Here is a 25,037-nt window from a genome sequence, read left to right as displayed (position 1 = left end):
GTTATCCTAACTTATCCAGTTTTTCCAGTTCTTCGTACAGTGCCTTGGTAACGGTCTCAGCACTGGTTCCGCCCAGAATATTGCGCTTGTCCACGCCATATTCGAGTTGGAGAACAGGGTAAACATCTTCATCAATATCACTGCACAATGATTGCAGTTGCGCCAGCGATAAATCTTCAATGGGTGCATCCTGCTCCAGTGCCAGTAATACAACCTGACCCGAGATATCATGGGCCGTTCTGAACGGAATGCCTTTACCTACCAGGTAATCGGCCAGCTCAGTGGCATTAGAATAGCCCTGGGCGGCGGCAATTCGGCAACGTTCTTCATTAAGCGCCAGACTGTCGAGCACCTCACAAGCAATACACAGACAGCAATGCCATTGATTCACGGCATCGAAAGCACCTTCCTTGTCTTCCTGCATATCTTTATTATACGCAAGAGGCAGGCCTTTCATGGTAACCAGCAGCGCTTGCAGGTGACCGAACACCCGGCCACATTTGCCGCGCAGTAACTCCAGCGCATCCGGGTTTTTCTTCTGTGGCATCAGTGATGAACCAGAGGTCACGCTGTCGCCCAGTTGCAGAAAACCGGCTTCGCCAGAGTTATAGAAAATTAAATCTTCAGCCAGACGCGACAGGTGCATCATGCTGGTGCTGGCGGTAAATAGCAGCTCCAGCACGAAGTCACGGTCTGATACCGCATCCAGGCTGTTTAAGCAGGGGCCACTAAAACCAAGCTGGTCGGCGATTTCATGACGGTCGACCGGGTACGTGGTACCGGCCAGTGCACCAGAGCCCAGCGGACACTGATTCATGCGCTCATGTAAATCGTTTAATCGGCTCAGGTCGCGTTTAAACATTTCCACATAGGCTAAGCACCAGTGCGGGAAACGAATCGGCTGGGCGCGCTGTAAGTGCGTATAGCCGGGAATAATCGCTTGCTGGTGACGACTGGCGGTATGCAGCAGGCTGCGAACCACTGCAGTCACATCGGCTTTTAATGACTCAATGTGGGTACGGCACCACAAGCGGAAATCCGTTGCAACCTGATCGTTACGACTACGGCCGGTGTGCAGCTTACGCCCCACGTCGCCGAGCTTGTCAATTAAGGCTGCTTCAACAAAGCTGTGAATGTCTTCTTCGCCACTGGCGTTAAAGTCGATTTCACCGGCTTGTGCCTGGGCTTTTAATTCGCTGAGTGCAGCTTCGAGTTGCTGCTGTTCCTCGCTGGTCAGCACGCCGGCTTTTGCCAGTGCCCGTGACCATACGATTGAACCTTCCATATCCTGCGCGGCCATGGCCTGGTCGAACGGCAATGAGTCGTTGACCTGACGGAACATGTTACTGCTGCCGGCAGCGAACCGGCCTCCCCACAATGCCATGATTACTCTCCCTGCTTTTTCAAGGCCGCAATACGGCTTGATAAACTGAACAGGCGGATAAAGCCTTCAGCGTGCTTCTGGTCGTATACGTCGTCGGCGCCAAAGGTAGCGAAGTCTTCAGAGTAAAGGCTGTTTGGTGACTGACGTTGAGTAACCGTTGCCTGGCCTTTATAAAGCTTAACCACAATTTCACCGGTAACATACTTGGCAAAAGACGCTGCGCCAGCAATCAGGGCATCGCTCAGCGGCGTAAACCAACGGCCGTCATACATTACGTGAGAGAATTCCAGCGCCAGTTGTTCACGGTATTTCAGTGAAGCTTTGTCCAGTACCATGGTTTCCAGCGCTTTATACGCTTTGAGCAGTACTGTGCCCCCTGGAGTTTCGTAACAACCACGCGACTTCATACCTACCAGACGGTTTTCAACGATATCGATACGGCCAACACCGTGGGCGGCTGCCAGCTTGTTAAGCTCAACCAGGCCTTCGTACGGTGAAACTTGTTTGCCGTTTACGTGAGTCAGCGCGCCTTCGTTAAACTTCAGGTTGATACGCTCTGCCTGATCCGGCGCTTCTTCCGGATCAACGGTCATGGTCCAGACCTGTTTGCTAGGCTCACACCATGGATCTTCCAGCTCGCCGCCTTCGTGAGAAATGTGCCAGGCGTTGGCATCACGGCTGTAAATCTTGGTGGCTGATGCGGTGGTTTTGATATTACGCTCGGCCAGATACGCCAGCAGATCTTCACGGGATACCATATCCCACTCGCGCCATGGCGCGATAACGGCTAAATCAGGGGCCAGTGCGTTGAATGCACCTTCAAAACGAACCTGGTCGTTACCTTTGCCGGTACAGCCGTGGCACAGCGCATCGGCGCCGACTTTACGGGCAATTTCTACCTGCGCTTTGGCGATAACCGGGCGGGCCATAGACGTACCCAGCAGGTACTCACCTTCGTAAACCGCGCCGGTGGTAATGGTTGGGAAGATATATTCTTTAACGAATTCTTCTTTCAGGTCAACGATGTAACATTCGCTGGCACCGGTGGCGATGGCTTTTTCTTTTAAGCCTTCCAGCTCTTCGTCACCCTGACCGACATCGGCTGCGAAAGCAACTACTTCACAGTCATAGTTTTCTTTTAACCAGGGAATGATGGCTGATGTGTCTAAACCGCCTGAATAGGCAAGCACAACTTTATTGATTTTGCGCATAATGAATGTCCTGACTAGGCTCCAAGTAAATGGGTTAAAATTGCGTTTTGGCCGTGCATCCGGTTTTCAGCCTGCTGCATTAACAACGACGCATCGCTGTCCATCAGGCTGCCGGTAATTTCCAGGTCGCGGTGAGCAGGCTGACAGTGCAACACGTGGGTTGCACCGGTCAGTTCCATTAGGGCTTCGTTAACCTGGTACGGCATGAATTTGTCTTTAATGGTTTCAAGTGGCGTGTCATCGCCCATTGATAACCAGGTATCGGTGTAAATCACGTTGGCGCCTTTGGCTGCCGCAACGTCATTTGACTCAATGATTTTTACGCCGGTCTTGGCGGCGATAGCTTTGGCCTGAGCAACCATCTCAGGGCTGGCTTCATGGCCTTCAGGAGTCACAACTACCTGATGACATCCCAGCAGCGCGCCTACGATAAGCAGCGAATGGGTAACATTGTTGCCATCGCCCACATAAGCCATGGTCAGGCCTTCACAACTGCCAAATTTTTCGAACAGGGTGAGGTAGTCGGCCAGGCCCTGACAAGGATGGTACTTGTCGCACAGCGCATTGATTACCGGAACCTTGGCCGCTTCGGCAAAGGTTTCCAGCGTGCTGTGAGAAAATACCCGGGCAACAATCGCATCTGCCCAACAAGCCAGGTTAGCGGCCACGTCTACTGAGTCTTCACGGCCAGCCAGCTTGTTGGACTGACTGTCTAAGTAAACCATGTGTCCGCCTAAACGGTTAATACCAATATCGAAGCTGACGCGCGTACGCAGCGATGGTTTTTCAAACAGGGCAACAATGGACTTGCCCGCCAACGCCTGTGAATAAGCTTGTGGCGCCTGTTTAATTTGTACCGCTAATGACAATAGCTCCTGCATTTGCTCTGGTGTCCAGTTAGCAAACGTCAATAAATCCTGCTTCATTTTATACTCCAGATGTCTGGGAGGCCGGAATTACGCGGGTTCCGGTTTGATTGTCCAATATTGCTGTCAGCGGCGCTGACCAGTTTGCAATAGTTACCGGCTTAGCCAGTTCGGTGGCGGCCTGCATTGCTGCTGCCACTTTAACCAACATACCGTCTTTGATCACGCCCTTAGCCACTTCTTCATCAAGCCGTGGCTGGTCGAGTTCATGTATCAGTTGTTTGTCGCCATCAAGTACGCCGTCAACGTTTGACAGCAGCAACAGATCGCCGCCCATCAGTTCAGCAATTACAGTGGCTGCCTGATCGGCATTGACATTGAGCAGACGCCCCTCGGCGTTGCTGCCAATCGAGCTTATAACGGGCAGAAAGCCGGCGCTGAGCAGTTGATTAAGCAACTCTGGTTTGCCGGCAGCCGGTACGCCCACTGCGCCGTACTTTTCATTCAGTACTTTACAATCGGTTATGCCACCGTCCAGCAAAGATAGTCCCACCGGTGTGATACCGGCACCAATAGCCAGGCCGCATAAACTTTTATTGGCACTGCCAGCCAGTGCGCCACAAACAAATGGCATTTGTTCATCGGGGGTTACCCGTAAACCGTCAATCTTGGTACTGGTAAGTTGCATAGCGGCCAGTAAGGTTTCCACCAGCGGGCCACCGCCATGGACTAATATTACCGGACGCTGGCTTTGCAGTGTTTTGATCTCAGCCAATAACTGGCCGGCAATCTGAGGATTTTCCAGCAGAGCACCACCCACTTTTATAACTACTGGCGATGATGTGTCAGCCATTGATTAATCCCTCGGTCGCCGGGAAACCCAGCGCTAAATTGGCACACTGCATGGCCTGTGAGGCCGCGCCTTTCATCACGTTATCAATGGCGCTGGTAATCACGGCGTAGCCTGATTGCTCGTCGACTTTCCAGTGCAGATCGCAATACGGCGTATGCACAACATCATCAATTTTAGGGAAACTTTCGCGCAAACGCACAACAGGCTGGTCACCATACACTTCGCTATACAGATTATCCAGTGTCGATTGGCTGGTACCACTTGTTAGCTTAACGGTAACCGTGGCCAGGATCCCACGTTTGAAATTACCCAGGTGCGGCGTGAAGATCACGGGCGTACCCAGGTGGAGTTCGATCTCCGGCGTATGACGATGACCCAGCACCCCATAAGCCTGCAGGCTCACTTCATAGAAACTGGTACCCAGGTTGGCTTTACGACCGGCACCACTTACGCCGGAAACGGCATTGATGATTGGACGTACGCTGTTGTCCAGCAGACCGGCATCGTGTAAAGGTTTTAACGCCAGCAAAGAAGCGGTGGGATAACATCCTGGAACCGCCACAATACTGGCCTGTTTAATGGCATCGGCATTATATTCGGCAAGCCCATAAACCGCCTCGGCCAGACACTCCTGCGAGGTGTGCGCAAAACCATAGTGTTTAGCAAACACTTCGGTATCTTTAAGGCGAAATGCACCAGACAGGTCGAACACTTTAGCTTTACCGGCAGATAACTCTGCCATCCAGTCGTGGCTGGCTTCGTGAGGAGTGGCCAGGAATATCGCATCCATTGAGCCTGCCAGTTCGGCAAGTCGGTGCGGGGCTAACGGCTCAAGTACATGCTGGGTCAGGTGCGCGAGGTTGCCGTGCAGCTGGGCAATTGTCTTGCCGGCATCCTGACTGTTCTCAGATACCAATACATGCTGCAAAGTCATGTGTGAATGTCCGCTGATTAAACTCACTAACTGCGCCCCGGTATAGCCGCTGGCGCCTATCACTGCTACGTTAAACATAATCTGATCGTTTGAAATTGATGGGTTACAAAATTAAAAAAACACTTTTTACCTTTGTGTTGGTGCTTGTGAGCAGGCCGATAAAACCACAAAGGTAAAAAGTGCGCTACGCATATTAGTGCATTACTTCTTCGGCGTTGATGTACTCCATCGTCGCCACAGGCACTGCATAGTGTAGCCAGCCAGGGGAGAGCTAAACTGTGATAAAGCAACCGCTGGGAGATGCCGGTTGGTTTTAATATTCATGTCCTAATCCTGTCATTTTCTTCCGCTACACTGATAGTTTAGTCAGGCACAAACAATGTGCGGAATCTTAATTGCTGCTAATGATACAATCTTGGCATATTTATGCAATAAATTTGTATAAATATTTACGGGAAGTGAATGCCGTTATGGTTTTTCAACAATTTATGTTGTATATCTTGCCGGATGTAGCAGGATTTGCCATAGTTCGCAAAAAATCATACAAAATACAGGACATCCCATGACTGCCCGCACTGTTGCTCTGGTCGCCCACGACCACAAAAAAGCCGAATTACTCCAATGGGTCAAACACCACAAGGCGTTATTAGCCCCGTTTAATCTGGTTGCCACTGGCACAACGGGGAAATTAATCAGTGATGAAACAGGACTGTCAGTGCATCGTTATAAAAGCGGGCCGCTCGGCGGGGATCAGCAAATCGGGGCGCTTATCGCGGAAAATAAGCTCGATGCGCTGTTTTTCTTTTGGGATCCGCTTAACCCGGCGCCTCACGACCCGGATGTTAAAGCGTTGCTGAGATTGTGTTCAGTATGGAATGTACCGGTAGCCTGTACCCCGGCTACCGCCGATCTGGTGGTCACTTCGCCATTGTTCAGTGATCCCGGTCATCGCCGTTTGGTGCCGGATTACGGTAAATAAACACCGCCATTTAGTCGCTAAGGTTAAACTCCAGTAACACCATTACGCCGGGTACAGCCTGTGCTTTGCCGCCTTTAACGGCGGGTTTATAGCGCCATTTAGCCAGTGCCCTGCGAGCTTCGCGGTCGAAGATGCCTTTGGGGCTGGCGTCGAGCACCGCAATATCGTAAACGCTGCCATGCTTATCGATGTTGTAAGACAGTATAACCCAGCCTTCCAGGCCGTCGCGGGCGGCCTGAGACGGGTATTTGGGGTCAATACGCACAATTAAACTGGATTCGGCCAGCTCAATATCATCGGCAGACATTGTGGGGGCTTGTCGTGGCGGTTGGGTGGCTGCCCAGGCTGTGCTACAAAACGTCATTAACGCGCCTAATCCCAGCATCCTGATTGCTTTGTTCTTTCGATTTTCCTTTTTCGTGAATGTCGCTATAACCAAAATTACATTGCCATCAGGGGGGGATTAATTCAAGCTGAACACCATTTGGCAACATCCCTGTAAATCCTATGACAGAGCATAACTGGTACCTGTGTACCGAATCCCGGTTAGAACAACAATTCACAAATTACATTGCACCGTTCTGGCAGGAGCATGTGCGCCTGGGAAGTTTTCAGGGAAACGCCGATATCAGAGTGAGTTATGCCTACTGTGTTCCTGAGCAAGCTAAGCAATCGGTGCTTATCAGCTCTGGTCGCATTGAATCACTGCTTAAATATAAAGAAGTGATTTATGAGCTTTACCGCAATGGTTTTGCGGTATTTGTGTTGGATCACCGGGGACAGGGGCTGTCTGGCCGTATGACGGTTAATCCTCATCAGGGATATGTCGACGATTTTCAGCACTATGTGGATGACATGTGCCATTTCATCGATGAGATTGTTACCCCACAGCAGCGCGGGGCGTTAAATCTGCTCTGCCATTCCATGGGCTCAGCTATTGGTGCGCTAACCATCCTGCAACGACCCACCCAGTTTAACCGGGTAGTATTTGGTTCGCCCATGTTTGGGATTCGTCCGGCTTTACCCGAATGGCTGGCTAAAGTTTTAATCGGAGTTAACCGCTGTGCTAACTGGCTGCTGCCGGGAAGTTCGGGCTATTTCTTTGGTCAGCGCGATTATCATGCCGATGATTTTATGGTTAACCGGCTTACCAGTAGTGAGATACGTTATCAGTTATTCAGAAACCTGTACGCTGAACAGCCCGAGATTCAGCTAGGCGGAGTAACACCGCAATGGCTTGCCGCGGCCAGTGCCGCCATGTGGAAGGTGGAACAACATGCGCAGCAAATTACATTGCCTGCCCTGGTGTTCGGAGCCGGCGAAGATACCGTGGTCGACAATAAGCGCCAGCAAAGGGTAGTAGCGAACATGCCGGATGCCGAATATATTCTGGTAGAGGGTGCCCGCCATGAACTTCTGATTGAGACAGACACCATTCGCCAACCGGTGATGAAGTGTATATTCGATTTCTTTAGCCGCGAATTTTGACCGGCTACACGAAACCTCTCATAATGCCGCCCGACTTAGAAAAGAGTGAACCAGCATGTTAGACATCGTGTTATACCAGCCAGAAATTCCACCTAACACCGGTAACATTATTCGCCTGTGTGCCAATACCGGTTATGCACTGCATCTTATCGAGCCGTTGGGTTTTGACTGGGATGATAAACGGGTGCGTCGGGCAGGGCTGGATTATCACGAGTTTGCAGAAGTTAAGCGCTATGCCAGTTTCGAGCGTTTTCTTGAAGAGCGTCAGCCAGCACGGGTATTTGCATGTACCACCAAAGGCAAAGCGTTTCACTCTGATGTGCAATACAAAAAGGGTGACGCGTTATTGTTCGGGCCGGAAACCCGCGGATTACCCGATGACATCATCGACTCGTTACCGCCCGGGCAACGGGTGCGCATTCCTATGCTGCCAGACAGTCGCAGCATGAACCTGTCGAATGCGGTATCGGTATTTGTGTATGAGTCCTGGCGCCAGTTTGGCTACGACGGCGCGCGCTAACATGTGAATAACAAGCTAAGGCTTGTTTAGTTCATCAGATAATTTAAAGGGATACCGGATATTGCTTTGCAATTCCTGCATGAATAACAAGCTAAGGCTTGTTATTCAGACTTAAGTTCTCTGCCCAGTAAGGCCAGGGCGGCGTCTTTAGGCGATTTGCCCTCGTAAAGCACGGCATAAATCTGTTCGCAAATGGGCATTTCCACGCCCAGCTTACGAGCCAGGATAACCACTTCTTCGGTGTTGCGGTAGCCTTCTACTACCTGACCGATTTCTTCCATGGCGTTGTCCACCGATGTGCCTTTACCCAAAGCAAGGCCGAAGCGGCGATTACGGGACTGGTTGTCAGTACAGGTAAGCACCAGATCGCCTAACCCGGCCATACCCATAAAGGTTTCTGGCTGCGCGCCGGCCTGAACGCCCAAACGGGTCAGTTCAGCCAGTCCGCGGGTAATTAACGCAGTACGGGCATTGGCACCAAAACCCAGCCCATCGGCCAGCCCGGCACCAATGGCAATTACGTTCTTAACCGCGCCGCCAAGTTGCACACCGGTAAAGTCGGGGTTTTTGTAAACCCGAAATGAACGGGCGCAATGCAGTTTGGCTGCCATGGCGTCGATAAACTTATCATCCGTGGAAGACAGGGAGATAGCCGTGGGCAAGCCCGCCGCCATTTCTTTGGCGAAAGTCGGCCCTGATAACACTGCCAGCGGGTATTTATCACCCAGCACTTCCAAAGCAACTTCTTTGAGCAGACGACCGCTGCCCGGCTCTAGGCCTTTGGTGGCCCACACAATTCGCTGAGAGTCGTGCAGTAACGGCGCTAATTGCTCAAGCATGCCTTTAAAGGCATGGCTTGGTACCACCACCAGAATATCGCGACTGTGCGCAACAGCAGAGGCTAAATCGCTCTCAACCGAGAGCGCATCGGGAAAGGAGGCGCCGGGCAGATACCGTTCGTTCTGGCGGCTGTCAGCCATAACAGATAACTGTTTGGCGTCTCTGCCCCACAGTACGGTGGGTGTATTGTTACGGGCTAAACAGATAGCCAGAGCAGTGCCATAGGAGCCTGCTCCAAGAACGGTAACCGACGCATCATTCATGGGCGTCTTAGGCGTCCAGTTGTTGCTGAGATGCCTGAGCTTCCTGAGCACGTTTTTGCATGTATGCAGCAAAGATCGCGTCAAAGTTTACCGGCGCCAGGTTTAACGGCGGGAAGGTACCGCGATTAACCAGGTTAGAAATAGTTTCACGAGCATATGGGAACAGCGTGTTCGGACAGAAAGAACCCAGCATGTGCGCTTTGTTTTGTTCTGGCATGTCACCAATCATGAAAATACCGGCTTGCTCTACTTCACACAGGAATGCAGTTTCTTCGCCCATGGTGGCTGTAACGGTAACCGACAGAACAACTTCGAACAGGTTACCATCCAGTTTGTCAGTAGAGGTATCGATGTCCAGTTTGATTTCTGGTTTCCACTCTTTAGTGAAGATGCCTGGTGCGTTTGGTGACTCAAAAGAGATGTCTTTTGTGTAGATACGCTGGATGTTGAATTGTGGCGCTTGACCCTGGCCGGCAGCGGCGTTTTCTTGATTGCTTTGGTTTTCTTCAGACATGTTTTTACCTAAGTGTAATTTTAAATTTTATAAGAATAATTAGCTGGCCAGCAGTGGATCGAGTTCTTGCTGTCTTTCCAGCGCAAACATATCATCACAACCACCAATGTGCTGGTCGTTAATGAATATTTGCGGCACTGTATAACCGCCATTTGCGCGCTCAATCATAACATCGCGCAAGGCAGGCTCGGCATCGATGGCATACTCAGTGTATTCAACACCTTTTTGCTGGAGCAGGGCTTTTGCCCGGGTGCAAAAGGGGCAATAAGCTTTGGTGTAGATTTCAACTTTACTCACAATAGCGGCCTTTTGGTTGATTATTTAGCAACGGGTAAGCCGGCCTGAGACCAGGCGTTCATGCCGCCTTTCAGTACATTTACTTTACTGAAACCGTCTTTTGTCATTGCAGCAGCTACGCCGCGTGCGCTGTTACCCATGGCACAAACAACAATAATGGGCGTGTCTTTGTATTTTTCAAGCTTGCTGAAGTTCTTTTCACGAACCTCTTCCGGCTTGATCTGCCGGGCACCGGTGATATGACCTGCCTTAAAGTCGTTGGCAGGGCGGGTGTCAAGAACCACTGCATCTTCACGGTTAATCAGCAATGTCATTTCGTGCACACTGACTTCTTTGACAGAGGAAATCAGACCGCTGACATAGCTGTAAATCAGCATAATAACCAGCGCCAGCCAGATACCCGCCAGTATAATGTTATTGCTGGCAAATTCGATGAGTTGATCCATTACGTCTTCCCAATGCATCGGTTTGTTAAAAAAAGAGTGCAAAGTATATAGAAAAAAACAACAGAAACCAGCTTTGCGCGGAGGAAGCCCAGTTAATACAACGCTAAGCGCGCTAAATTACTGTACTTCGGTTGGTTAATTCACATTCTCAATTAAACTGATTGAGGTATTTTTCAACATCTGCTCTTCAATCCCCTCTAGGGTTTGGTAATATAAATGTATGCCTCGCCCTACGGAACAATCCAAAGCCTGACAATATCGGTACCTAATAATAAGCCGGGCAAGCGGATAACTAACCCGAACAGCATCGCCTGATAAGGGCAACGAAATTTTACAGGAGAACCCATGACGCAATCCAAGAAGACACTGGCACTAATCGTACTCGATGGCTGGGGATATCGTGAGGATGCAGATCAAAATGCCATCCTGGCCGCGAACACGCCAAATCTGGATGCTTTAACCAAAGAGTACCCAAACACGTTAATCAGCGGTTCCGGGCTGGATGTGGGTTTACCCGAGGGTCAAATGGGTAACTCTGAAGTAGGTCATGTTAACCTCGGCGCAGGCCGCGTGGTGTATCAGGACTTTACCAAAGTAACCAAATCCATTGCAGACGGCGAGTTTGAGCACAATCCGGCACTGGTAAAAGCCATTGACGACGCGGTAAGTAAAGATAAAGCGGTACATATTATGGGTCTGCTTTCACCAGGTGGTGTTCACAGTCACGAAGACCATATTTTTGCAGCGCTGAAAATGGCTGCTCACCGCGGTGCGAAAAAAGTTTACTTACACGCTTTTCTGGATGGCCGTGATACACCTCCACAAAGCGCTGAAGCGTCTTTGGAAAAAGCCGATGAGGTATTTGCTGAGATAGGCTGTGGTAAAACGGCCACTATCATTGGTCGCTATTTTGCCATGGACCGTGACAAGCGCTGGGATCGGGTGCAGAAAGCTTACGACCTGATCACTCAGGGCAAAGGCGAAGCGACGGCAGAATCGGCGGTCGCCGGGTTAAAAGCCTCTTATGAGGCAGGCAAAAACGATGAGTTTGTGCCACCTACTGTTATTGGCGACAGCGTGAGTGTAGAAGATGGTGACGCCATTGTTTTTATGAACTTCCGTGCCGACCGTGCACGTCAGTTAACCCAGGTGTTCGTTGATAAGAGTTTTGATGGTTTTGAGCTGGCAGTAAAGCCAGAGCTGTCGGCATTTGTGATGCTAACCGAGTACTCGGCTGACTTCGATGCACCGGTAGCCTTCCCATCCGAAAAACTGGTTAACGTGCTCGGCGAGTGGTTGGAGAAGCAGGGTAAAACGCAACTGCGCATTTCAGAAACAGAAAAGTACGCCCACGTTACTTTTTTCTTTTCTGGCGGTGTAGAAAAAGAATTCAACGGCGAAGAGCGTATTCTTATTCCATCACCCGATGTAGCTACTTATGATCTGCAGCCGGAAATGAATTCAGAAAAACTCACCGACGAACTGGTTGGAGCGATCGAATCCGGCAAGTTTGACGTGATCATCTGTAACTATCCGAATGGCGATATGGTGGGCCATACCGGCGATTTCGATGCGGCGGTTAAAGCCTGTGAAGCGGTCGATAAATCCATTGGGCGTGTAGTTAAGGCACTGAAGAAAACCGGCGGCGAGTGTCTGATCACTGCTGACCACGGTAACGCAGAACAAATGGTAGATAACGAGTCTGGCCAGGCCCACACTGCTCACACCAGTGAGCCTGTACCGTTTATTTACTTTGGTCGTAGTGCTGAGCCTCGTAAAGGCGGCACACTCAGCGATGTAGCGCCTACCATGTTGCATCTGATGGGTGTGGAGCAACCAGAAGAAATGACCGGCAAAACCATTATGACTTTAAAATCTTAAATAGAGATATGCAGCCCGTAGTCGCGTTGCTGAAGAACTGTGCCACCAGCCTTGTGCTGGTGGCATTGTTGTATGGGCTATCGCCTGCTGGTTTTGCCTTAGCACAAAGTGATGACGCCGAACAGGAGCTGGCGGAGCTACAGCAAGAATTAAAAGCCCGGCAACAGGCATTACAGGGTAGTAAAGCCGATGCCAGGGAACTGCAATCAGTACTGGAACAATCAGAAAAAGATATCGGTGCAGTGGCCCGGCGACTCAATAACACCAAAACCGCGTTGGCCGAAAACCGCGACCAGCAGGAAGCCCTTAAAAGCCGGCGTGATGAGCTCGAGCAAGCCATTGCTCAGCAGCAGGAACTGCTTGGTGGTCAGTTAAGAACAGCTTTTATCTCCGGTAACTACGACTATGCCAAAATGGTGTTTTACCAGGAGGATGCAGCACGCTTTGAACGCGTACTGACTTACTACAAATACCTTAATGAAGCCCGACAGAAAGAAATCACTCAGTTTAAGGCGAGCGTCACTGAGCTGGAACAGGTTAATACCCAGTTGCAGGTCAAGGCTCAGGAATTAAGCGCGTTGCTGAGCGATCAGGAGCGTCAGCAAAATGAACTGGTAGCTCGTCAACAGGATCGCCAGCAAACATTGGTAAAGCTGCGTAGTAAAATTGCCAGCGAAGAAAGCCGGATTGCGCAGTTAAGAGAAGCGGAGCAGGCATTGCTAGAAGCTATCGAACGTGCTCAGCGGGCCAGTCAGGTGCCGCAGGAATTAACCGGCCTATCAGGAGAAAAGGGCAAGTTGTTAAAACCTGCCAGCGGTACACTGCGGCGTTTATTTGGTAAGCGTCGTCAGGGTCAGGTGCGGTGGAAAGGGATCATGATAGATGGCCGTGAAGGCAGCGCGGTAAAAGCCATCGCTCATGGCCGCGTAATCTATTCTGACTGGCTGAGAGGCTTCGGTCTGGTCACTATCATAGAACACGGTGACGGTTATATGTCGGTTTACGGACACAATCAGGCACTGCTTCGCTCGGCTGGTGATGCGGTGGCTAAAGGCGAGACCGTAGCATTACTGGGTCAAAGTGGCGGTCAGTCGTCACCGAATTTGTATTTTGAGATACGCCATAAGGGCAAAGCACTTAACCCATTACAGTGGCTGGATATTTAGCCTTTTCGTATCGCCTCAGCCAGACTGGTATGGATGCAAATAAGGTGGTTGATATTGGTAATTGTGAACCCGGCTGGTATGCTAGCGGCCATAACAATTACAAATAGTCAGGTTTAAGTGCGCTCTTGAAACAGCTCGGTATTTATTGCGTTATTGTGTGGGGGATGCTGGTTAGCCAAACAACATCGGCTGCCAGCCGAACAACCGCGCATCAGCCATCCCAGGCACCTGCAGAGCTTTATATCATTATTGATGATATGGGTTATCGTGCCACCGACGAACTAGCATTTGCATTGCCTGAATCAGTGACTTTTTCCATTTTGCCTCATACACCGCAGGGCCAGGCCTTTGCCGAACGTGCCCATGCCCAGTCCCGTGATGTGATGCTGCATCTGCCAATGGAAGCGCGATCCGACAAGCCGCTGGGACCTGGGGCCATCACCTCTTCGATGTATGCCAGCGAAATGACCGCGACCTTCGAGGCTGCTCTTGCCTCAGTACCTTATGCTATTGGCGTTAACAATCACATGGGCAGTGTGCTCACTGCCTCGGGCCAGGCACTACAACCACTGATGAACGTCATTAAACATACCGGGTTATTTTTTGTTGATAGTCGCACTACCCGTTTCACCGTGGCCCAACAGGTGGCCCGTGAAAAACAGATCCCCAATGCCAGACGTCACGTTTTTTTGGACCATGAACAAACCGAAGCCTTTATGAATGAACAGTGGCAGCGGGCGATAGCGCTAACCCGTAAGCACCCGAAAGTGATTATCATTGCTCATCCCCACCCGGGTACTATCGAGTTTCTGCAGAATAAACTGGCTGATCTTCCGGCACAACGCTATGCGCTGAAATCGATGCACGACTACTTTGATAAACCTGATGCACCGCAACGTGAATATGTCAGTAGCACTCAGGTAAGTGTTGCCGCGCCTAACTAAGCAATCCCTGCCGGAAAGGTTTTAAGCTATCACCCCATGTCATTCGTCGTATTTTGCCGCTATTTCCATGAAGATCGTTGATGGGATCTTGAAAAAACTCAGGGATGTTATATTATAACATCAGCTGAAGGTAAGGTAGTTATGCAATCACCCATCGACAATCCAACATTTTTAGACCGGCTTGGGATCTGGATTTCGAGCCTGTGTGCTTTGCATTGTCTTGCGATCCCGCTGCTGCCATTGCTGGCTTCCAGTATGTTTGGCCAAACCTGGTTTGAACGGACCATTTTAAGCTTATCCATTCTTATCGGTAGCGTTGCCCTTATCAGCGGTGCTGTGCGGTACCATGGTAAATACTATCCGCTGCTGCTATTGCTAAGTGGAGGGGGAATTTACTGGTTTAAAGACATGTTTGGGGAGTCCGGCGAGCCCTTTACCATTGCCTTTGGTGCCGGCCTGATTATTCTGGGCCACTGGCTCAACTTACGCTTATGCCGTAAATGCCGTTGTTGTAAAGGTAAGGTGGTTTCTCAGCATCTGGCTAGTGATCACCGCTAAGATTCTTCCCTGGGGCTAAGCACCTGTCGGGCTAAGTCCGGCACGTTGGTAAAAATCCCATCAACGCCCCAGGTTTTCAGCATCAGCATATCTTCCGGATAATCTACGGTATACACCAGTACTTTTAAACCTGCCTGGCGGGCTTCTCTCACATAGAATTCATCCACTACATCCAAGGCCATATGTAGCGAAAAGGCATCCAGATCGTGGGCGAAACCCAGACCATTCTCGGGGTAGGTAGCGGTCAGTGCACCAATGTGCACCTGCGGCCAGGCGGCTTTAATCTGACGGATCCAGCGGTGATTAAATGATGAGATAATTAGGTTTTCAGCCGGGAAACCGCTCTGAGTCAGGCCCTGATGAATTTTTTCCAGCCAGCTATCCACATTACTCAGGTGTTTAATTTCCACATTGAGCACGGCCTCTGCGGGCAGAATTTCGAACACCTCTGCCAGATAGGGGATAACTTCACCATTACCGGCGTCCAGACTACGTAGGTATGAAAGCGGATGGCTGGTGACCATGCCCTTGCCGTTGGTGGTGCGGTTTAACCAGCGGTCATGAATAATAACAATTTCATCTTCGACCTGATAAACATCAAGTTCGATGCCCGTTGCCTGTTGCGTCATGGCCAGTGAAAACGCGGCCAGCGTATTTTCAGGTGCTGCAGCGCTGGCGCCGCGATGACCTAAGATCCACATAACGATTACTCATTGGTGGCAGATGCTGATTTATGGGTGTTTACTGTTTCATATATTGACGCTGAGGTCACTAAAATTCCGCCTAACAGGGTCTGCCATCCCGGCGACTCGTTAAGCAGGATAATGGCAAAGATGACGCCATAAAAAGGCTGCATACAGGCGATTAAGGAGAAGGTTTTAGCACGCAGGTGAGCCAGACTATTAGCCACCAATGCATGAGGCAGCGCGGTAAATGCGGTACCCAGCGCCAGCAGCAACAACCATACGCTGGTATCCTGCTGAGTGTTTGGTAAGTCACTGAACGGTAGCAGGCATAACACGATAATCAGTGTTTGCCAGGCCATAGAACGGGCACCACTGTAGTGAGAAAAGTACTTTCTTAAGGACAGGTTACGTACTGCGTAAAGGACCGCCGATATAACACCCAGCCCAACCCCGAGTGTTATGTCGTTATCCAGCGAAACCTCAGGTACAATTAATACTATGCCTATAACAACCACCAGAGCACTGAGCATGTCCTGCCAGGCCAGTCGGGTTTTCTCAAACAGCGGCTCAAGTAATACGGTAATCACCGGAAAAGTGAACATGGCAATCATCCCCACCGAGACACCAGCGTACTGCATGGAAGCAAAATAGGTGGCCCAGTGAGCTGCCATCAGCACGCCCAGCCCAATGGCAATAAAATAATCGAGGCGACGCTCAAGACGCAGGTGATCTCTGCCAGCCCTGACGAATAAGCACAAGGCCAGACAGGCAAACAAACTTCGCCCCAACGTAATGTCGATGGCGTTTAGCGGGATGATCTTGGAAAAGAGCCCGGTACCGCCTAAAAGCACTACCGCAAGATGAAGGGTAACAAGACTCTTTTTAACGGGATCCATTAATCAGCGGCAGGGGCTGTTTTGGTCGCAAAAGGCTGGCCTAATCGGGTAACCTGCTCGAGCGCCAGGTCGGCAAAGTCGACCTTATCCGGCTCAAAACACACCACGATTGTTGACCCAAGCTTAAACTGACCAAGCTCTTCGCCTTTCGCCAGGGATACCCCTTCGTCGCCTTCGTAGTGCCAGTGAGTAACATGCTTACCGGTTGGCGGAGTAACAGTGCCGGCCCATACTGTATCGATACTGGCAACAATCGTTGCACCCACCAGTACAATGGCCATTTTGCCCACCGGCGTATCATAAATGGTGACTACCCGTTCGTTGCGGGCAAACAAGCCCGGTACATTTTCTGCCGTCAGTGGATTCACTGAAAACAGTTCGCCGGGCACATACACCATGTCGGTGAGCTTGCCCTCAATGGGCATATGAATGCGGTGGTAGTCCTTGGGGGACAGATAGATGGTGGCAAACTTACCGCCTTTAAATGGCTGGGCGAGCTCCGGGTTACCGCCCAGTAAGGCCGATAAGGTATACTTGTGACCTTTGGCCTGGATAAGATCTTCGCCAACAATATCACCAAACTGGCTGACGGTGCCGTCTACGGAATGACACAGCACGTCCTCATTTTCTTCAATAGGGCGCACACCGGGCTTTAACGGACGGGTAAAAAAAGCATTAAAGGTACGGTAGTCCTCGGGCTGAGAATACATAGCCTCGTCCATGTTGACCTTAAACTGTTTAATAAACAGCTTGATTAGCCAGGTGGTCAGGGCGCCTGCCTCAGCGGCAGCCAGTTTACCCACTAATCGGGATATAAGGTGTTTAGGCAGTACATACTGCAGGTTGACTTTAAACCAATTCAACAAAGTGAATGCTCCTAATTACATGTTGTCTGGCACAGGCTTGAGGGCTATTTGCGCCTAATGGTGCCTATTGTAGCCGATTTTGCGGGGAAACATACCAACATAAGGTTATGGTTCATCAGGGTTTGATATAAGACGGTTCGCATATGCCGGGCGTTGCTCAGCCATGGCGGCGATAATCCGGTGGTAATTATCATAGCGCTGCTGATTGATTTTACCTTCTTCTACGGCCTGACGAATGATACAGCCCGGATCGTTGAGGTGTTTGCAGTCGCGGAATTTACAGCCGCCCAGGTAATCTCTAAATTCCACAAAACCCCAGGTAATGCGTTCCTGTGGCAGGTGCCATAAGGCAAATTCACGCACTCCGGGAGAGTCGATCAACTCGCCACCGGAAGGAATGGATAATAATTTTGCTGCGGTAGTCGTGTGTGTCCCTAAACCTGAGTTTTCGGAAATCTCACCCACTAATTCGTCGGCATCGGGCAGTACCTGATTGATAATACTCGATTTACCCACTCCGGACTGACCCACAAACACACTGGTTTTATCACGTAAACGTTCATGCAGCTCAGCAATGCCTTCGCCACTTTTACAACTGGTCAACAATAATTCGTAGCCCAGCTCCTGATAGATGGCCAGAGACGCACTGACGGTTTCACGTTCATCGTCACTTAACAGCTCTACTTTGTTAAGCACCAGCAAGGGCTTAATGTCGGTATCTTCACAGGCGACCAGGTAACGGTCGATTATGTTCAGCGACAATTCCGGCTTTACCGACGACACTACAATAATCTGGTCGATATTGGCAGCAATGGGTTTCACGCCATCATAAAAATCCGGGCGGGTCAGCACGGTGCGCCGATCCTGTACAATTTCAATAACCCCGCCTATATTTTCGTCGGGGACTTCAGAACGGGCGAACAGCACCTCGTCGCCGCATACCACCGATTTGATGGTACGACGAATATGACAGCGAACCACGTTGCCTTCGGTGTCCTGAACATCGGCTTGTTTACCAAAACGACCAATGACCCGGCCAGCCAGCAATGCGGATAAATCAGGGGATGATTGCTGTTTGCCAGACAGGCGTTTCTGGCGGTTTGCCGCTACCTGTCGCTTTTGTCGATGGGATAATTTGGGTTTCTTGGCCACGCCGTTCTCGAAGTTTGCGTTTTAGGCTGTGCATGATACCTTTTGTGCACTTTATGTGTCACCTCTTGAGAGAAAATAGGCAAGGTTAATGGCAAAAAACAATGACAACCTGGTGTGGATCGATATGGAAATGACCGGTCTGGACCATGAAACCTGTAAAGTACTGGAAATTGCCACTATTGTGACGGACCCCCAGCTAAACGTTATTGCCGAAGGACCGGTGATTGCTGTGCACCAGAGCGACGAAATTCTTGATGGTATGGACGAGTGGTGTACCCGGGTTCATGGCGAGAGTGGACTCACTCAGCGTTGTCGCGACAGTCAGTTGGATGAAGATGCTGCTGCTGAGCAAACCATTGCCTTTTTGGCCCGATACGTCGACGCAGGTAAATCGCCGCTGTGTGGCAACACTATTGGTCAGGATCGCCGCTTCATGGTGAAATACATGCCACAGCTTGAAGCGTATTTCCATTATCGCAATGTGGATGTCAGTACCATTAAAGAGCTGGTTCGTCGCTGGAAACCGGAAGCGCTTGATGGATTTACCAAGCAGGGCACTCATCAGGCTCTGGATGATATTCGTGAATCTATCGCCGAAATGCAGTTCTATCGTGAGAAAGTGTTTAGTATTTAAGCATTCAGACAAAAAAACGCAAAAAAATGAAAATAGGTGTTGCACTGGCAAAATAATTTTGTAAAATGCGCACCACTTCAAACGAAGTGCCACTCTTAAGCGGGAATAGCTCAGTTGGTAGAGCACAACCTTGCCAAGGTTGGGGTCGCGAGTTCGAATCTCGTTTCCCGCTCCAATTTCTCATTCAGAGAAGTTTTAAAATCAAAAATAATAGTTTGCAGCAGCCCCAAGGGGTTAGCGACGGCGTCAATGTCGCTCAGCGATTGTCTGTTTAATTCGTTTCACATTCGTTTTGTAAGTGCTACCTGAGAATTCACGCTCTGGGTTCAGCGCTATCACTGGTATGCCTTTCTTGCGCCGTAAAAAGTTAGCTGATAGTCTTTTTCGCCATTATCGTCACAGCGCAATATGTCAGGATATGCCTCCATGCAGCAAGCTACACTACAGCGGCTACTATCTCAGGCTAAAGGCCACATTGCTGCTGGTGAGCCTGCCGAAGCCGTCAAACTGCTATACACACTGGTGCGTCAATACCCTGATTGCTATGAGGGATGGCTGTTGTTCAGCAGAGGCCTGTTTGAAGCCGGTTATGTGAGTGAAGCAGTACAGGTTGCTCACCACGCTGAGCGGGTCGACCCACTGCAGCAGCAATTTCATGGTATTCAGCTTTGTATGCAAAAAGGGCAGCGCAAGGATGCTCAGCAACTCGCCAGAAAAATGCTTGAAGATTACCCATCTCATCCCAGGGCGTGTTTTACGTTGGCGAGTATTGCGTTAGCTGAACAACAGCCGGAACAAAGTATCGATATCCTGGCGTCGGCGGTTACGCAGTTGCCGGCGAATGCCTCCTTGCGTAAATTGCTGTCAGACAGTTATGTCAGCGCGGGACGGTATATATTGGCAATTAATGCCTGTCAGGTTTTAACCATGCTGGACCCTGGTTTCGAGGCACACTGGGCTTTGCTTTGTTTATTGTTGAAATATGGCCAGTACACCGAATTGCTTCAGCAGTGTGAGCAAGCCCTTAGTTATACCTCTGATAATCAGGCAAGGCAGAGTCAGGTGGAGCAGATTCGTGGGCAGGCGTTACGAATTCTGGGGCGCCGGCAGGAAAGTATTGCCAGTTTAAGAGCAAGCTTGAAATCTAATCCACAGAATAGCGAGGCTTGGTGGGCACTGGCCGATTTCAAAAATTACACTTTCACACACGGTGAGAAACAACAACTGGCCAGTCTCATAAAATCTGATTTGCCGGATTTTGTTCGGTGTCAGGCCCTTTTTACTGCCGCGAAAATAAGCGAACAAGGCAACGACTTTGCGCATACCCTGTCGCTTTATAACCAGGCGAACACTTGCAAAGCTCCCCCTCAATATCACCCGGAAGCCATGACCCGAGAGTTTTCAGCATTGCGTCAGGCCTACACTCCAACGGCGCTATCAGTACAGGCCGAATACAGTGCTAACCAGCTCACCCCTGTATTCATTGTTGGATTACCGCGGTCGGGGTCTACGCTTCTGGAACAGATGTTAGCCAGCCACAGCCAGATAGAGGGAACGCTGGAGCAACCAACCCTGCCCGCCATCGAGCGTCGCATGCAGCGCTATGTCAGGCAACATTATAACGCTAGCCTGAATGATTCACTGGAGCAGTTGTCAGCAACTGAACTGACCTCGTTTGGCAGTGCCTATATTGAGGAGGGGCAATTATTTCGTCAGCAGCACTGTCCTTTTTATCTCGATAAACAGCCCTTTAATTTTCGCTATACAGGTCTGATCCACAAGCTCTTACCTCACGCTGTTATTATCGATATGCGACGTAATCCACTCGATTGTGGCTGGAGTCTGTATAAGCAGTATTTTCAGTCGGGTGTGGATTTCAGCTATCGGCTGGCGCATATCGGTGCTGCCTACAATGAGTACGTCGATCTTATGGCACACTGGCAGTCTGTATTGCCTGGCCGGGTGCTTAACGTGCAGTACGAAGAACTGGTGGCTTCACCTGAACAGGAACTTAGGCGTATCTTTCGGCATATCGGCTTAGAGTATGAGTCGGCTTGTCTCAACTTTCACTCTGCCGACAGAGCGGTTCATACTGCCAGTAGTGAGCAGGTGAGATTGCCCGTCAACCGAAATGGTATTGGGACATGGCAAAAGTTTGATCAGGGCCTCAATGCACTAAAAAGCAGCTTAAGACCAGACATTCTTGATCAATGCAGTCATTATTTCGATTAAACTAACAAAATATAGCATGAAGTGCTTATTTTGGCGTGCTGTTGCATTGTTTTGGTGCAGAACTCCTGTTTTATTGGTGCATTCCGCTTGATCTTGTTCCATAGCTAACGGGTAATTTCCTCAAAATTTCACCGATATCAATCTCCTCCGGTGTTTTCGATAATATGGTACAAAGTATGCTGCGCTACTCGTTTGTGATTCTAAAAGCATAATTAAAATAGGTCGTTGAGGAACCACTATGGGTAAAAGCACACATCAACACAATAATAAACGTTCAGCAATTTCGTTATGTATAGCGGCAGCATTAAGCGCAGGGTATTCGAGTCATACTTCTGCACAGGAAACGGAAGAAGATCTTAAAGCCGTTGAGGTGATTAACATCACCGGCTCCCGGATCCCAACTGATCCTAATGTACTGTCTTCTGTGCCTGTTCAGTCACTGGACAGTAAAGATATCGCAATGTCCGGTGAACTTAACCTGGCTGATGTGGTTAACGATATTCCGGCATTGATTTCATCACAAACAGCCGAAAACTCAGATACTGGTGCAAACGCATTGAACCTTCGCGGTCTGGGCGGCGAAAGAACGTTAACACTGGTCAATGGTCGTCGTCACGTGGCAGGTTTCCGAGGCACGTCTGCTGTTGATATTGGTACAATTCCACGTGCTCTGGTTGAACGGGTAGAAGTTACCACTGGTGGTGCCTCGGCAGTATATGGTGCCGATGCGGTAACGGGTGTAGTTAACTTTATTCTGAAAGACGATTTTGAAGGCGTACAAATAAATGCCACCGGGGCACTGCCACAAGAATCTGGCGGCGACTCCTATGCATTAGACGCAGCCTTCGGTAAAAACTTTGATGATGACAAGGGTAACATTGTATTGACCCTGTCTTATGAAACCGAAGAAGAGCTTCTACATGGCGACCGTGACTGGTCCAGAAATAACGGACTTTCCTCCATTGTAGCTAACCCGAATGGTGATACACAGCTGCAGCTTGCCAGTGATGTCCGATACTGGCTAACATCAAATGAAGGTTCCATAGCGCCTACCTTTGGTGGCCGTGATGTAACCTATGTAGATATCAACAATAATGGCGTGCCTGACTGTCAGGAATCTCAGGGTGGTCGTGTAGGTTATCTTGCCGGGTGCTGGATTACCAATCCCGATGGAACCGTTAGCGTTAACAGTGATGGCCCAATTTACGATGGGTTATTAAGTAGTGGTGGTGACGGCGCCAAATTTAATTTCGACAACGACACTTTGATGCCAAATACGGATAAAACCATTGTTAACCTCAATGGTAATTATCAGATCACCGATGAACTGAATGCGTTTTTCGAAGCTAAATATGTAAAAGCTGAAACGAATTTTTACGCAGAGTATGACTCCTACTACGATACACTGTTTATTCTGCCGGATAACCCGTTTATTCCATCAGAACTGTCGGGGGTAGTTGATCAGACTGGTGGTTTGTTAATTACCCAGGATGCCATTGGCTGGGATGACGATGAAACCACTTACACCCGAGAAACTCAGCGCTTTGTGGGTGGTTTTACCTGGGATTATTCCTATGATCACTCACTGGAATTCTCCGTTAACTATGGTCGCTTTACCAATACCACAGAATACTCTGAACAAATGACAGACCGGGTATTTGCGGCGATGGATGCAACTACTGATGCCGATGGTAATGTCGTGTGTCGTTCAGATTTGGACCCTAATGCCGCCTACGAAATCGATTACTTCGTGGCAGGCAACAATTACGCAAACGGCAACTACTACAGTGACCGTTACTACACATTTACCCCTGGCGACGGTCAGTGTGCGCCGCTCAATCCTTTTGGTACCTTCGCTGCCAGTCAGGCCGCCCAGGATTTTATCACTGCCAGAATGGAAGATAAGCTGACCATTGAACAAACTGTCATTAACCTAACCGGTGTGGGTCAGTTTGAAGTATTCGAAAGCGTACTGGATGGTCCGTTGGGCTATGCTGCGGGTATCGAGTACCGTGAAGAGTCCAGTGACAACCGTCTGGACCCACTGGCTCGCGGTATTTTGCCAGAAGGTACGTCTTACACTGCAGGTCAGCAGGTTAATGAAGTGTCGCCTTGGCTTTACTTCCTGACCGGTATTGATAATGTGCAGCAGTTCAATACGGCTGGTGAATACGACGTGATGGATGCCTTCCTGGAAGTTCGTTTGCCAATCTTTATGGACAGAGAATTCGCCTACGAATTTACCGTCGATGGTGCGGTTCGCGTAGCGGACTACTCCACTCTGGGTCAGGCGACTACCTGGAAAGTAGGCTTGTCTTACAGCCCGGTTGAAGAGCTGAATATTCGCGGTACTTACTCGGAAGCGGTGAGAGCGCCAAACATTTCTGAACTGTTTGATCCACAGTTGCCAATTACCGTTAACCTAAACCTTGATCCTTGCGACCCGGCTAATATTGGCGCAGGTACCTCATCACGTGTAGATAACTGTGTAGCCGGATTACAGGCTGCCGGTGTGCCACTGGATGACATTGTTGATGGTGACGGTAACTACATATGGGTTAACCCATTAACCGCACGATTCTCTGGTACGTCAGGCGGTAACCCTGATCTGGATGTTGAGACCGCAGAAACCGTCACCATTGGTACGGTTTACCGCCCCACATTCATCGAAGGCTTAACTCTGTCGGTGGATTACTGGAGCGTGGAAATCGAAGATGCTATCTCGGCTGTGGGCTCGTCTGATATTCTCAATGGTTGTTACGACTCAGCAAACTATCCTGGCCTGGGATTCTGTGATCAGTTTACCCGTCGTGGCGATGGTGGCCTTAACAGCCTGACCACTGGGCAGATTAACTTTGCTGCGGTTGAAGCCGAAGGTTATGACGTGTCGGTTAACTATACCTTTAGCGTCGATGCAAACGACTTTGGGATCAGCGTTGTGGGTACTCGTCAGAATAAGCTGAATGAATACTTCAACCCTACGGATCCCGCAGACGTTGATATTGGTATTGAAGAAATTCGTACTCCGAAAACAGCCGGCAACATTGAGCTAAGCTGGAGCCGTGGCGATCTGAGTATGGCCTTCCAAACCACTTATCAAAGCCGCCAGGCTTATCGTGAAATGGAAGAAGCGCTTGGAATTAACGACTACGAGCAACTCTTTGGCGCAGGAAGCGGTTTCTTCGGGAGCACCGTTATTCATGACGTAAACGTGAGCTATCAGCTTGACGATGGTCTTGCTGTGTTCGGTGGTATTAATAACCTGACTGATGAAATACCTTTTGCCACACAAGAAGCATGGCCAGTAGGTCCGCGTGGGCGTACGTTATTCTTCGGCGTTAACTACACGTTAGCCAATTAATACGCCTCCTTGCTCAACAAAGTTGCCAGTCGCATTTTGCGCCTGGCGGCTATAAGCTATTGATAC

The 25,037-nt window shown here is 49.8% G+C and carries 24 protein-coding genes and 1 tRNA gene; 11 read left to right on the top strand and 14 right to left on the bottom strand.

Going from position 1 to position 25,037, the window contains the following annotated elements:
- Position 1: 1 nt before the first annotated feature.
- Genes argH through argC form a run of 5 tightly spaced genes read right to left on the bottom strand, consistent with a single transcriptional unit; the run spans position 2 to position 5,326 of the window.
- Complete coding sequence (gene argH, locus C6Y40_RS20220) at positions 2–1,384, bottom strand: argininosuccinate lyase (RefSeq protein WP_105936207.1); 1,383 nt, start codon at positions 1,382–1,384, stop codon at positions 2–4.
- A 2-nt stretch (positions 1,385–1,386) separates the two neighbouring features.
- Positions 1,387–2,595: an argininosuccinate synthase gene (locus C6Y40_RS20215; RefSeq protein ID WP_105936206.1), complete on the bottom strand. Its 1,209-nt coding sequence runs from the start codon at positions 2,593–2,595 to the stop codon at positions 1,387–1,389.
- Between the two features lie 14 nt (positions 2,596–2,609).
- On the bottom strand, positions 2,610–3,521 hold the full coding sequence (locus C6Y40_RS20210) for an ornithine carbamoyltransferase (protein ID WP_105936205.1): 912 nt from the start codon (positions 3,519–3,521) through the stop codon (positions 2,610–2,612).
- Position 3,522: 1 nt separating this feature from the next.
- Entirely contained in the window at positions 3,523–4,314 is a 792-nt protein-coding gene (gene argB / locus C6Y40_RS20205; RefSeq protein WP_105936204.1) for an acetylglutamate kinase, read from the bottom strand.
- Positions 4,307–5,326: an N-acetyl-gamma-glutamyl-phosphate reductase gene (gene argC / locus C6Y40_RS20200; RefSeq protein ID WP_105936203.1), complete on the bottom strand. Its 1,020-nt coding sequence runs from the start codon at positions 5,324–5,326 to the stop codon at positions 4,307–4,309. Before argC ends, argB begins: the two co-directional genes overlap by 8 nt.
- Positions 5,327–5,810: 484 nt before the next feature.
- Here argC and C6Y40_RS20195 point away from each other — a divergent pair, with 484 nt between their 5' ends.
- Complete coding sequence (locus C6Y40_RS20195; protein ID WP_105936202.1) at positions 5,811–6,227, top strand: methylglyoxal synthase; 417 nt, start codon at positions 5,811–5,813, stop codon at positions 6,225–6,227.
- A gap of 10 nt (positions 6,228–6,237) precedes the next feature.
- Here the strand turns inward: C6Y40_RS20195 and C6Y40_RS20190 are convergent, their stop codons facing one another.
- Entirely contained in the window at positions 6,238–6,612 is a 375-nt protein-coding gene (locus C6Y40_RS20190) for an energy transducer TonB (protein ID WP_240622035.1), read from the bottom strand.
- Positions 6,613–6,734: 122 nt separating this feature from the next.
- On the opposite strand from C6Y40_RS20190, the gene C6Y40_RS20185 reads away from it, so the two are divergent.
- Positions 6,735–7,715: an alpha/beta fold hydrolase gene (locus C6Y40_RS20185; protein ID WP_105936201.1), complete on the top strand. Its 981-nt coding sequence runs from the start codon at positions 6,735–6,737 to the stop codon at positions 7,713–7,715.
- 55 nt (positions 7,716–7,770) lie between these two features.
- Positions 7,771–8,235 (top strand): tRNA (uridine(34)/cytosine(34)/5-carboxymethylaminomethyluridine(34)-2'-O)-methyltransferase TrmL, encoded by a 465-nt coding sequence (gene trmL, locus C6Y40_RS20180; RefSeq protein WP_105936200.1) that lies wholly within the window; start codon positions 7,771–7,773, stop codon positions 8,233–8,235.
- Positions 8,236–8,336: 101 nt separating this feature from the next.
- Here the strand turns inward: trmL and gpsA are convergent, their stop codons facing one another.
- The 4 genes from gpsA to C6Y40_RS20160 are packed head-to-tail and all read right to left on the bottom strand — an operon-like array spanning position 8,337 to position 10,595.
- Positions 8,337–9,338 carry an NAD(P)H-dependent glycerol-3-phosphate dehydrogenase gene (gpsA, locus tag C6Y40_RS20175; RefSeq protein WP_105936199.1) on the bottom strand — a complete coding sequence of 334 codons (1,002 nt, stop codon included), beginning with the start codon at positions 9,336–9,338 and terminating at the stop codon, positions 8,337–8,339.
- A 7-nt stretch (positions 9,339–9,345) separates the two neighbouring features.
- Complete coding sequence (gene secB / locus C6Y40_RS20170; RefSeq protein WP_105936198.1) at positions 9,346–9,852, bottom strand: protein-export chaperone SecB; 507 nt, start codon at positions 9,850–9,852, stop codon at positions 9,346–9,348.
- A gap of 39 nt (positions 9,853–9,891) precedes the next feature.
- Positions 9,892–10,149 carry a glutaredoxin 3 gene (gene grxC / locus C6Y40_RS20165; protein WP_105936197.1) on the bottom strand — a complete coding sequence of 86 codons (258 nt, stop codon included), beginning with the start codon at positions 10,147–10,149 and terminating at the stop codon, positions 9,892–9,894.
- Positions 10,150–10,169: 20 nt separating this feature from the next.
- A complete protein-coding gene (locus C6Y40_RS20160; protein ID WP_105936196.1) occupies positions 10,170–10,595 on the bottom strand; it encodes a rhodanese-like domain-containing protein in 426 nt (141 codons plus the stop codon).
- A 345-nt stretch (positions 10,596–10,940) separates the two neighbouring features.
- Here C6Y40_RS20160 and gpmI point away from each other — a divergent pair, with 345 nt between their 5' ends.
- The 4 genes from gpmI (at position 10,941) to C6Y40_RS20140 (ending at position 15,144) form a co-directional block, all read left to right on the top strand.
- Positions 10,941–12,476 (top strand): 2,3-bisphosphoglycerate-independent phosphoglycerate mutase, encoded by a 1,536-nt coding sequence (gpmI, locus tag C6Y40_RS20155; protein ID WP_105936195.1) that lies wholly within the window; start codon positions 10,941–10,943, stop codon positions 12,474–12,476.
- Between the two features lie 8 nt (positions 12,477–12,484).
- Complete coding sequence (locus C6Y40_RS20150) at positions 12,485–13,642, top strand: murein hydrolase activator EnvC family protein (RefSeq protein ID WP_105936194.1); 1,158 nt, start codon at positions 12,485–12,487, stop codon at positions 13,640–13,642.
- A gap of 125 nt (positions 13,643–13,767) precedes the next feature.
- Positions 13,768–14,586 (top strand): divergent polysaccharide deacetylase family protein, encoded by an 819-nt coding sequence (locus C6Y40_RS20145; protein WP_105936193.1) that lies wholly within the window; start codon positions 13,768–13,770, stop codon positions 14,584–14,586.
- 141 nt (positions 14,587–14,727) lie between these two features.
- Positions 14,728–15,144, top strand: coding sequence for a MerC domain-containing protein (locus C6Y40_RS20140; protein ID WP_105936192.1), 417 nt, complete (start codon positions 14,728–14,730; stop codon positions 15,142–15,144).
- Here C6Y40_RS20140 and C6Y40_RS20135 read toward each other — a convergent pair.
- The 4 genes from C6Y40_RS20135 to rsgA form a co-directional block, all read right to left on the bottom strand.
- The gene (locus C6Y40_RS20135) at positions 15,141–15,845 is read right to left on the bottom strand and encodes a glycerophosphodiester phosphodiesterase (protein ID WP_105936191.1); all 705 of its coding nucleotides are present in this window, start codon (positions 15,843–15,845) and stop codon (positions 15,141–15,143) included. The two genes, C6Y40_RS20140 and C6Y40_RS20135, sit on opposite strands and share 4 nt — an antisense overlap.
- Before the next feature lie 5 nt (positions 15,846–15,850).
- Positions 15,851–16,726: a DMT family transporter gene (locus C6Y40_RS20130; protein WP_105936190.1), complete on the bottom strand. Its 876-nt coding sequence runs from the start codon at positions 16,724–16,726 to the stop codon at positions 15,851–15,853.
- Entirely contained in the window at positions 16,726–17,592 is an 867-nt protein-coding gene (gene asd, locus C6Y40_RS20125) for an archaetidylserine decarboxylase (RefSeq protein ID WP_105936189.1), read from the bottom strand. Before asd ends, C6Y40_RS20130 begins: the two co-directional genes overlap by 1 nt.
- 105 nt (positions 17,593–17,697) lie before the next feature.
- The gene (rsgA, locus tag C6Y40_RS20120) at positions 17,698–18,744 is read right to left on the bottom strand and encodes a small ribosomal subunit biogenesis GTPase RsgA (protein ID WP_105936188.1); all 1,047 of its coding nucleotides are present in this window, start codon (positions 18,742–18,744) and stop codon (positions 17,698–17,700) included.
- An 88-nt stretch (positions 18,745–18,832) separates the two neighbouring features.
- Here rsgA and orn point away from each other — a divergent pair, with 88 nt between their 5' ends.
- From orn to C6Y40_RS20100, 4 genes are all read left to right on the top strand, one after another.
- Positions 18,833–19,378, top strand: a complete 546-nt coding sequence (orn, locus tag C6Y40_RS20115; RefSeq protein WP_105936187.1) for an oligoribonuclease — start codon at positions 18,833–18,835, stop codon at positions 19,376–19,378.
- Positions 19,379–19,477: 99 nt separating this feature from the next.
- Positions 19,478–19,553 (top strand) — tRNA-Gly (locus C6Y40_RS20110).
- 251 nt (positions 19,554–19,804) lie between these two features.
- Positions 19,805–21,610, top strand: a complete 1,806-nt coding sequence (locus C6Y40_RS20105; protein WP_170308547.1) for a tetratricopeptide repeat-containing sulfotransferase family protein — start codon at positions 19,805–19,807, stop codon at positions 21,608–21,610.
- A 238-nt stretch (positions 21,611–21,848) separates the two neighbouring features.
- Positions 21,849–24,971 carry a TonB-dependent receptor domain-containing protein gene (locus tag C6Y40_RS20100; protein WP_105936185.1) on the top strand — a complete coding sequence of 1,041 codons (3,123 nt, stop codon included), beginning with the start codon at positions 21,849–21,851 and terminating at the stop codon, positions 24,969–24,971.
- Positions 24,972–25,037 lie beyond the last annotated feature (66 nt).

It is taken from the genome of Marisediminitalea alba, from assembly GCF_002993365.1.
GTDB classification, from domain to species: Bacteria; Pseudomonadota; Gammaproteobacteria; order Enterobacterales; family Alteromonadaceae; genus Alteromonas; species Alteromonas alba.
This window is presented reverse-complemented; position numbering and strand designations above follow the sequence as displayed.